We start from the raw sequence: 8,199 nt of genomic DNA, 5'->3' as shown, positions 1-8,199 counted from the left end.
ATAGTTCTTCGGCAGCGTAAGGTGTGGAGAAGAGACAGCAACAGGGGCGATGCAGTCCCTGTGGGAGCGGGCGTGCCCGCGAAGGCCCCAACACAGGAACCAAGGAGTACCCATGACCGAACGACTCCCCGAACCCGACCTCGACTACATGAAGCGCGTCCTGCTGGAGATGCTCGCCATCCCCAGCCCGACCGGCTTCACCGACACCATCGTGCGCTACGTGGCCGAGCGCCTGGACGAGCTAGGCATCCCCTTCGAACTTACCCGACGCGGCACGATCCGCGCCACCCTCAAGGGTCGGCAGAGTTCGCCGGACCGCGCTGTCTCGGCCCACCTCGATACCATCGGCGCCAGCGTGCGCCAGTTGCAGGACAATGGCCGCCTGGCCCTGGCCCCGGTGGGCTGCTGGTCGAGCCGCTTTGCCGAAGGCAGCCGGGTCAGCGTATTCACCGACACTGGCGTGTTCCGCGGCAGCGTACTGCCGCTGATGGCCAGCGGGCACGCCTTCAACACCGCGATCGACCAGATGCCGATCAGCTGGGAGCACGTCGAAGTGCGCCTGGATGCCTACTGCACCACCCGCGCTGATTGTGAAGCGCTGGGCATTGCCATCGGTGACTTCGTCGCCTTCGACCCGCTGCCGGAATTCACCGAAAGCGGCCACATCAGCGCCCGCCACCTGGACGACAAGGCCGGCGTGGCAGCCCTGCTGGCGGCACTCAAGACGGTGGTGGAAAGCGGCCGCCAGCCGCTGATCGACTGCCACCCGCTATTCACCATCACCGAAGAAACAGGCTCTGGCGCCGCCGCCGCCCTGCCCTGGGACGTCAGCGAATTCGTCGGCATCGACATCGCCCCGGTCGCCCCCGGCCAGGCCTCCAGCGAGCATGCGGTGAGCGTGGCCATGCAGGACTCTTCCGGGCCGTACGATTACCACCTGTCACGCCACCTGCTGAAGCTGGCCGGCGACCAGGATGTGCCGGTGCGCCGCGACCTGTTCCGTTACTACTTCAGCGATGCGCACTCGGCCGTGACAGCCGGGCATGACATCCGCACGGCGCTGGTGGCGTTCGGCTGCGATGCCACCCATGGCTACGAACGGACCCATATCGACAGCCTGGCCGCGCTCAGCCGCCTGCTCTCGGCCTACCTGCTCAGCCCACCGGTGTTCGCCAGCGACTCGCAACCGGCCAATGCCTCGCTCGAGCGCTTCAGCCACCAGCTGGAGCACGATACACAGATGGAGAGCGACACCCGGGTGCCGGCGGTGGACAGCCTGGTAGGAAACAAAAGCTGATGGCCATGGAATCGCGTAGCATGCAGGGATTCCTGAACAAGACCGTGCGCTGCCCATGCTGATCCCTTACGACCAACTGCAAGCCGAAACCCTGACCCGCCTGATCGAGGACTTCGTCACCCGCGACGGCACCGACAACGGCGACGACACACCGCTGGAAACCCGTGTGCTGCGGGTGCGCCAGGCATTGGCCAAGGGCCAGGCGTTCATCCTGTTCGACCCTGAGAGCCAACAGTGCCAGTTGCTGGCCAAGCATGATGTGCCCCGCGAGCTGCTCGACTGACATCGGGCCTTGTCGCGGATTCTGTGGGAGCGGCCTCGCGTCGCGAAAGGGCCGCAAAGCGGCCCCAGGATATCAGCGACGACGCAGAGAATGCTGGGGCTGCTCTGCAGCCCTTTCGCGACGCAAGGCCGCTCCCACAACGGCCGGTGCAGGTCAATCAGCCTTGCAAACCTGCGCCGCCTTGATCCGCCGATAGACTTCAGCCCGGTGCACCGGCACCTTGCGCGGTGCTTCCACGCCAAAGCGCACCATGCCATTGCGCGATTCCACCACCTTGATCCGAATATCGTCACCAATGGTGATGACTTCACCGACTTCACGCCCGATCACCAACATGCTCCGGTCCTCTCAACAGGAAAAAACCGCAGAGTGCTTGGGGATATTCGTCTGGACAATGCTTCACCAGCAATTCAGAGCGAGCCTACAGTGGCTGGTAATTTCTCCTACAGACAGCTCCTACAATCAGCGTGACTGCGCCTTGGCTCGCATCTTCACCGCCATATCCGCCATCTCGTCGTACAGCCGCTCTGGCGCCTGACGTTTGAGTTGCCAGGCCTGGCGCCCGGCCTCATGGGGCAGGATCAGAAACTCACCCGCCGCCACTTGCTGGTGGATGTAGGCGGCGATATCCGCCGCGCTGATCGGCGAGCCTTCCAGCAACTTGCCGACCTGGGCCTTCATCGCCGGGTTCGGCCCGCGGAAGGACTCGAGCAGGTTGGTCTGGAAGAACGACGGGCACACACAGTGCACCGCCACTTCAAGCTGACGCAGTTCCACCAGCAGGCTTTCCGACAGCGCCAGCACACCGGCCTTGGCCACGTTGTAGTTGCTCATCCCCGGGCCCTGCATCAGCGCTGCCATGGAGGCGACATTGATGATGCGCCCCTTGCTGCGCTCGAGCTGCGGCAGGAACGCCTTGCAACCCTTGACCACCCCCATCAGGTTCACCGCGATCTGCCAGTCCCAGTCTTCCAGCGATAGTTCGGCGAAGAAGCCTCCCGAGGCAACGCCGGCGTTGTTGACGATCACGTCGATGCCGCCGAATTTTTCCTCGCAGGCTTGGGCCAGGGCGGTGAGCTGACTATAGTCACGCACGTCGCAGCGCTGGACGAAGCCCTCGCCGCCTGCGGCCCGCACCAGCGCCAAGGTGTCGCGCAGACCCGCTTCGTTGACATCGGCCAGCGCCAGGCGCCAGCCCTCGCGCGCCCAGCGCAGGGCGATCTCGCGGCCGAGGCCGGAGCCGGCGCCAGTGATCATGATGCGGTTTTGCATGGTGGCACGCCTTGTTCTGACAGGTTGTGCAACGAGTCTAATCAAGGCCTTGGCCAGAGGCAGGGTTCATCAGGGTAGTGAATGGGCGGACATGACCGGGTGGTCGGTACACAAATGGAATCTTTCGCAAGCGGCACCGGTCCGAATTAACAAGAGGCCAGCAGTCCGAGGCCCTTGACCCTCAACCACGCAAGGACTCCGTCATGACCACGATTCTCATCATCATCCTGATCCTTTTGCTGATTGGTGGCTTACCGGTCTTCCCGCACTCGCGCAGCTGGGGCTATGGCCCGTCCGGCATCATCGGCGTGGTGCTGGTGATTCTGCTGGTGCTATTGCTGCTAGGCATGATCTAGCCGCAGAAAACGAAAAACCGCGCCAAGGCGCGGTTTTTCTATTGCCGAAGGGTATCAGTGCGAAACCGCGCCGGAAGCCCCCAGGCCAGTCTGCGAACGGACGAACTGCGGGTAGAACAGCGCACGCTCGTCGTCGGCCGCCTTGGACTTGTCGGTGACCGAGAAGAACCAGATGCTGACGAAGGCGATGGCCATCGAGAACAGCGCCGGGTATTCGTACGGGTAGATGGCTTTTTCGTGACCGAGGATCTGCACCCAGATGGTCGGGCCGAGGATCATCAGCGTCACCGCACTCACCAGGCCCAGCCAGCCGCCGATCATGGCGCCGCGGGTGGTCAGCTTCTTCCAGTACATCGAAAGCAGCAGTACCGGGAAGTTGCAGCTGGCGGCAATGGAGAACGCCAGGCCGACCATGAAGGCGATGTTCTGCTTCTCGAACAGGATGCCCAGGCCGATCGCCAGCACGCCAAGGGCGACGGTGGTGATCTTCGACACGCGGATTTCATCCTTGTCGTTGGCCTTGCCCTTGCGCCAGACGCTGGCGTACAGGTCGTGGGAGACCGCCGAGGCACCTGCCAGGGTCAGGCCGGCGACCACCGCCAGGATGGTGGCGAAGGCCACCGCCGAGATGAAGCCGAGGAACACGCTGCCACCCACGGCATCGGCCAGGTGCACCGCCGCCATGTTGTTGCCGCCGATCAGGGCGCCAGCGGCGTCCTTGAAGTCCGGGTTGGTGCTGACCAGCAGGATTGCGCCGAAGCCAATGATGAAGGTCAGGATGTAGAAGTAGCCGATGAAGCCGGTGGCGTACAGCACGCTCTTGCGCGCTTCCTTGGCGTCACTGACGGTGAAGAAGCGCATGAGGATGTGCGGCAGGCCGGCGGTGCCGAACATCAGCGCCAGGCCCAGCGAGAATGCCGAGATCGGGTCTTTTACCAGGCCGCCCGGGCTCATGATCGCCTCGCCCTTGGCATGCACCTTGATCGCTTCGGAGAACAGCGTGTTGAAGTCGAAGCCGACGTGCTTCATCACCATCAGCGCCATGAAGCTGGCACCAGACAGCAGCAGCACGGCCTTGATGATCTGTACCCAGGTGGTGGCCAGCATGCCGCCGAACAGCACGTAAAGGCACATCAAGATACCCACCAGGATCACCGCGACGTGGTAGTCGAGGCCGAACAGCAGCTCGATCAGCTTGCCCGCGCCGACCATCTGCGCGATCAGGTAGAACGCCACCACCACCAGCGAACCGGAGGCTGACAGGGTGCGGATTTCCTTCTGCCCGAGGCGGTACGAGGCGACGTCGGCGAAGGTGTACTTGCCGAGGTTGCGCAGGCGTTCGGCAATCAGGAAGAGGATGATCGGCCAGCCGACCAAGAAGCCGATCGAATAGATCAGGCCGTCGTAGCCAGAGGTGAACACCAAGGCGGAAATACCCAGGAACGAGGCCGCCGACATGTAGTCGCCGGCAATCGCCAGGCCGTTCTGGAAGCCAGTGATCTTGCCGCCGGCGGCGTAATAGTCCGCCGCCGACTTGTTGCGCTTGGAGGCCCAGTAGGTGATGCCGAGGGTGAAGGCGACGAAGGCCACGAACATGGCGATCGCCGGAACGTTCAGCGGTTGTTTCTGCACCTCGCCGGTCAGGGCATCGGCGGCCCACACGGCGGGTGCGAAGGCTCCGCAGGCCAGGACGGCCAGGGCTTTGGCGTGGCGAATCATTGTTGCGCCTCCTTCAGGATGGCCTTGTTCAGCTCATCGAACTCGCCGTTGGCGCGGCGCACGTAGATGGCGGTCAGGACGAATGCCGAAACGATCAGGCCGACGCCCAGGGGAATGCCCCAGGTAATCGACGAGTCCGGGCTGAGCTTGGTGCCCAGAATCTGAGGACCGTAGGCAATCAGGAGGATGAAGGCGCAGTAGAGGCCGAGCATGATCGCCGACAGAATCCAGGCGAATCGTTCACGTTTGCTGACCAGCTCCTTGAAGCGCGGGCTGTTTTGTATCGAGAGGTAAATGCTGTCGTTCATTTTGTTTTTGTCCTAGCAGCACAGGTTGGGGGTGGAACCCACACCCTTACTTTATGCAGCTGTTGGACGGCAACCAGACGACCTTAGTCTTAGATGCAACGGTGTTTTACCGATTGCGTAACAAACCTTGATGCCCATTCGCGGGCATACCCGCTCCCACAGGGACATCACACGGCCTGAGGGCAGTGATATACCTGTGGGAACGGGCAAGCCCGCGAAGAAGCAAAACTGGCCCTACCGGGTGATCACTTGCCAGTCCACTCCTTCACGCGGTCCGGGTGCTTGGCCACCCAGTCCTTGGCCGCCGCCTCAGGCTTGGCGCCTTCCTGGATTGCCAGCATCACCTCGCCGATCTCGTCCTTGGACTGCCACTGGAACTTCTTCAGGAACTCCGCCACTTCCGGCGCCTTGCTGCCCAGTTCCTTGCTGCCGATGCTGTTCACGGTCTCCGCCGCGCCATACACGCCTTTCGGGTCTTCGAGGAACTTCAGCTTCCACTTGGCGAACATCCAGTGCGGCACCCAGCCGGTCACGGCAATCGACTGCTGCTTGGCGTACGCGCGGCCCAGTTCGGCGGTCATCGCCGCACCGGAACTGGCCTGCAGCTTGTAACCAGTCAGGTCATAGTCCTTGATCGCCTGGTCGGTCTTGAGCATCACCCCGGAGCCGGCATCGATACCGACGATTTTCTGCTTGAAGCTGCTATCGGTCTTGAGGTCGGCAATGCTCACGGCCTTGACGTACTCGGGGACGATCAGGCCGATCTTGGCATCCTTGAAATTCGGGCCGTAGTCGACCACGTTGTCCTTGTTCTTGGCCCAGTATTCACCATGGGTCACCGGCAGCCAGGCCGACAGCATGGCGTCGAGCTTGCCGGTGGCCACGCCCTGCCACATGATGCCGGTTGCCACTGCCTGCAGCTTCACGTCATAGCCAAGCTTCTGCTTGATCACTTCGGCGGCCACGTTGGTGGTCGCCACACTGTCGGCCCAACCATCCACGTAACCAATGCTGACTTCCTTGGCCATGGCCTGTGCAGCGCCCATGGCCAATACCAGGGCGGTGCCCAGCCCCAGGAAACGGCGCATTCTTGTAAAAGTTGCCATCAAAGCATCCCCTCGTCAGGTCTTGGAGATTGCATCATCTTCCTGCAACACAGGTCGACCTGCTCCCACTGCGACCTGTACCCGCCCCATATGCGACAGCACTGTGCCATTAGCGGCATCGACTTACGCCGCCCTGCGCGATCCTTGCATGCCAAAGGTTTGGCGCCGGGCTACTATCTACCATTTTGCGCCTGACGATGGACCGCCCGATGCCTGATGCTTCCCGCCTGCTGCTGCCGTTGTACCTGCTCGCCTGCCTGCTGGCCCTGCTCGGGCTGGGAGCGCTCTGGTACGGGCTGGGCAAGCCGGTCCTGCTGCCCGACGCCGCCAGCCCCACGCATAAACTGCAGTGTGCGTCGTACACACCGTTCGACAAGGACCAGTCGCCCTTCGACCAACCTTTCCGCCTGCGCCCGGCGCGCATGGACGCCGACCTGGCGTTGCTGGCCGAGCGATTCCAGTGCATCCGCACCTATTCGATGACCGGCCTTGAGGCAATCCCGGCGCTGGCGCGCAAGCATGGGCTGAAAGTGATGCTCGGGGCCTGGGTCAACGCCAACCCGGTCGACACCGGCAAGGAGGTGGACGCGCTGATCGCCGCCGCCAATGCCAACCCGGACGTGGTCAGCGCGGTGATCGTTGGCAACGAGGCGCTGTTGCGCAAGGAGGTGACCGGCGAGCAGCTGGCCGCGCTGATCAACAAGGTGAAGAGCCAGGTGAAGGTGCCGGTAACCTATGCCGATGTCTGGGAGTTCTGGTTGCAACACCCCCAGGTGGCGCCAGCGGTGGACTTCCTGACCATCCACCTGCTGCCCTACTGGGAAGATGACCCACGCGGCATCGACGATGCCCTGGCCCATGTCGCCGACGTGCGCCAGGTGTTCGGCAAGCGTTTCGCGCCCAAGGACATCTTCATCGGCGAAACCGGCTGGCCTAGCGAAGGCCGACAGCGCGAGACCGCCGTGCCCAGCCGGGCCAACGAGGCGCGCTTCATTCGTGGCTTCGTCAGCATGGCCGAGGCCAATGGCTGGCACTACAACCTCATCGAAGCGTTCGACCAACCCTGGAAGCGTGCCAGCGAGGGCGCTGTGGGGGGTTATTGGGGGTTGTACGATGCCGACCGACAGGACAAGGGCGTGCTCGAAGGACCGGTCAGCAACCTGCAGTACTGGCCGCAGTGGTTGCTGGCGAGCGTCCTGTTGATGGCGGTGACGCTGCTGATGGCCGGGCGCCCGGCGACACCGCTGGCGGCCCTGCTGCTGCCGCTGTTGGCAGCATTTGGCGCAGGCTGCCTGGGGTTGTGGGGCGAGTTGATGCGCACCCATGCGCGGTTTGCCGGGGAATGGGTGTGGGCGGTGGTGCTGGCCGGGTTGAACCTGCTGGTGCTGATGCATGCGGCCCTTGCCTTGGTCCGTCGTAACGGCTGGCGCGAGCGGCTGTTCGGCTGGTTGCAAGCGCGTGCAGGCTGGTGGTTGCTGGCTGCCGGATTTGCGGCGGCAGTGAGCATGCTGGCGATGGTGTTCGACCCACGCTACCGCAGCTTCCCGAGCGTGGCGCTGGCATTGCCGGCACTGGTGTACCTGCTGAAGCCGGTAGCGGCTCGGCGGGCGGAGGTGGCGTTGCTGACCTTTATCGTCGGGGCCGGGGTGTTGCCGCAGTTGTATCGGGAAGGGTTGGAGAATCAGCAGGCTTGGGGGTGGGCGGTGGTCAGTGTGTTGATGACCGCAGCCCTGTGGCGGAGCTTGCGAATTTCCATTAGGCGATAAGCTTTTTGTAGGAGCGGCCTTGTGTCGCGAAAGGGGCGCGCAGCGGCCCCGGGACTGTCAGATTTTTTGTGTGCGGGCCGGTAACGGCCTGC

General features: G+C 63.3%; 9 protein-coding genes. 4 read left to right on the top strand and 5 right to left on the bottom strand.

Annotation, left to right across the window (positions count from 1 at the left end; genetic code table 11):
• Window positions 1-112 precede the first annotated feature (112 nt).
• Together ACLEJU_RS28505 and ACLEJU_RS28500 are read left to right on the top strand one after the other, a co-directional pair.
• A complete protein-coding gene (locus ACLEJU_RS28505) occupies window positions 113-1,297 on the top strand; it encodes an osmoprotectant NAGGN system M42 family peptidase (RefSeq protein WP_435424921.1) in 1,185 nt (394 codons plus the stop codon).
• A gap of 55 nt (window positions 1,298-1,352) precedes the next feature.
• Window positions 1,353-1,580, top strand: a complete 228-nt coding sequence (locus ACLEJU_RS28500) for a YheU family protein (protein WP_013971435.1) — start codon at window positions 1,353-1,355, stop codon at window positions 1,578-1,580.
• Window positions 1,581-1,733: 153 nt separating this feature from the next.
• Here the strand turns inward: ACLEJU_RS28500 and ACLEJU_RS28495 are convergent, their stop codons facing one another.
• A complete protein-coding gene (locus tag ACLEJU_RS28495) occupies window positions 1,734-1,916 on the bottom strand; it encodes a carbon storage regulator (RefSeq protein ID WP_110639581.1) in 183 nt (60 codons plus the stop codon).
• Window positions 1,917-2,042: 126 nt separating this feature from the next.
• On the bottom strand, window positions 2,043-2,852 hold the full coding sequence (locus ACLEJU_RS28490; RefSeq protein WP_435424920.1) for an SDR family oxidoreductase: 810 nt from the start codon (window positions 2,850-2,852) through the stop codon (window positions 2,043-2,045).
• Between the two features lie 203 nt (window positions 2,853-3,055).
• On the opposite strand from ACLEJU_RS28490, the gene ACLEJU_RS28485 reads away from it, so the two are divergent.
• Complete coding sequence (locus ACLEJU_RS28485) at window positions 3,056-3,208, top strand: DUF3309 family protein (protein WP_003252624.1); 153 nt, start codon at window positions 3,056-3,058, stop codon at window positions 3,206-3,208.
• Between the two features lie 54 nt (window positions 3,209-3,262).
• Here the strand turns inward: ACLEJU_RS28485 and ACLEJU_RS28480 are convergent, their stop codons facing one another.
• The 3 genes from ACLEJU_RS28480 to ACLEJU_RS28470 form a co-directional block, all read right to left on the bottom strand.
• Window positions 3,263-4,927 carry a cation acetate symporter gene (locus tag ACLEJU_RS28480; RefSeq protein WP_103449573.1) on the bottom strand — a complete coding sequence of 555 codons (1,665 nt, stop codon included), beginning with the start codon at window positions 4,925-4,927 and terminating at the stop codon, window positions 3,263-3,265.
• Window positions 4,924-5,235, bottom strand: coding sequence for a DUF485 domain-containing protein (locus tag ACLEJU_RS28475; RefSeq protein WP_110639578.1), 312 nt, complete (start codon window positions 5,233-5,235; stop codon window positions 4,924-4,926). Before ACLEJU_RS28475 ends, ACLEJU_RS28480 begins: the two co-directional genes overlap by 4 nt.
• 245 nt (window positions 5,236-5,480) lie before the next feature.
• A complete protein-coding gene (locus ACLEJU_RS28470; RefSeq protein WP_435424919.1) occupies window positions 5,481-6,341 on the bottom strand; it encodes a glycine betaine ABC transporter substrate-binding protein in 861 nt (286 codons plus the stop codon).
• 197 nt (window positions 6,342-6,538) lie between these two features.
• Between ACLEJU_RS28470 and ACLEJU_RS28465 the strand changes: the two genes are divergently transcribed.
• Window positions 6,539-8,107: a beta (1-6) glucans synthase gene (locus ACLEJU_RS28465; protein ID WP_435424918.1), complete on the top strand. Its 1,569-nt coding sequence runs from the start codon at window positions 6,539-6,541 to the stop codon at window positions 8,105-8,107.
• Window positions 8,108-8,199: the final 92 nt, after the last annotated feature.

The organism is Pseudomonas sp. SMN11, from assembly GCF_052041945.1.
In the GTDB taxonomy this organism is placed as follows: Bacteria; Pseudomonadota; Gammaproteobacteria; order Pseudomonadales; family Pseudomonadaceae; genus Aquipseudomonas.
This window is presented reverse-complemented; position numbering and strand designations above follow the sequence as displayed.

What these genes read in the sequence shown, in the direction of transcription:
- ACLEJU_RS28505 (WP_435424921.1), top strand. Translation starts at nt 113, where the DNA reads ATGACCGAACGACTCCCCGAACCCGACCTCGACTACATGAAGCGCGTC.
- ACLEJU_RS28500 (WP_013971435.1), top strand. Translation starts at nt 1,353, where the DNA reads ATGCTGATCCCTTACGACCAACTGCAAGCCGAAACCCTGACCCGCCTG.
- ACLEJU_RS28495 (WP_110639581.1), bottom strand. Translation starts at nt 1,916, where the DNA reads ATGTTGGTGATCGGGCGTGAAGTCGGTGAAGTCATCACCATTGGTGAC.
- ACLEJU_RS28490 (WP_435424920.1), bottom strand. Translation starts at nt 2,852, where the DNA reads ATGCAAAACCGCATCATGATCACTGGCGCCGGCTCCGGCCTCGGCCGC.
- ACLEJU_RS28485 (WP_003252624.1), top strand. Translation starts at nt 3,056, where the DNA reads ATGACCACGATTCTCATCATCATCCTGATCCTTTTGCTGATTGGTGGC.
- ACLEJU_RS28480 (WP_103449573.1), bottom strand. Translation starts at nt 4,927, where the DNA reads ATGATTCGCCACGCCAAAGCCCTGGCCGTCCTGGCCTGCGGAGCCTTC.
- ACLEJU_RS28475 (WP_110639578.1), bottom strand. Translation starts at nt 5,235, where the DNA reads ATGAACGACAGCATTTACCTCTCGATACAAAACAGCCCGCGCTTCAAG.
- ACLEJU_RS28470 (WP_435424919.1), bottom strand. Translation starts at nt 6,341, where the DNA reads ATGGCAACTTTTACAAGAATGCGCCGTTTCCTGGGGCTGGGCACCGCC.
- ACLEJU_RS28465 (WP_435424918.1), top strand. Translation starts at nt 6,539, where the DNA reads ATGGACCGCCCGATGCCTGATGCTTCCCGCCTGCTGCTGCCGTTGTAC.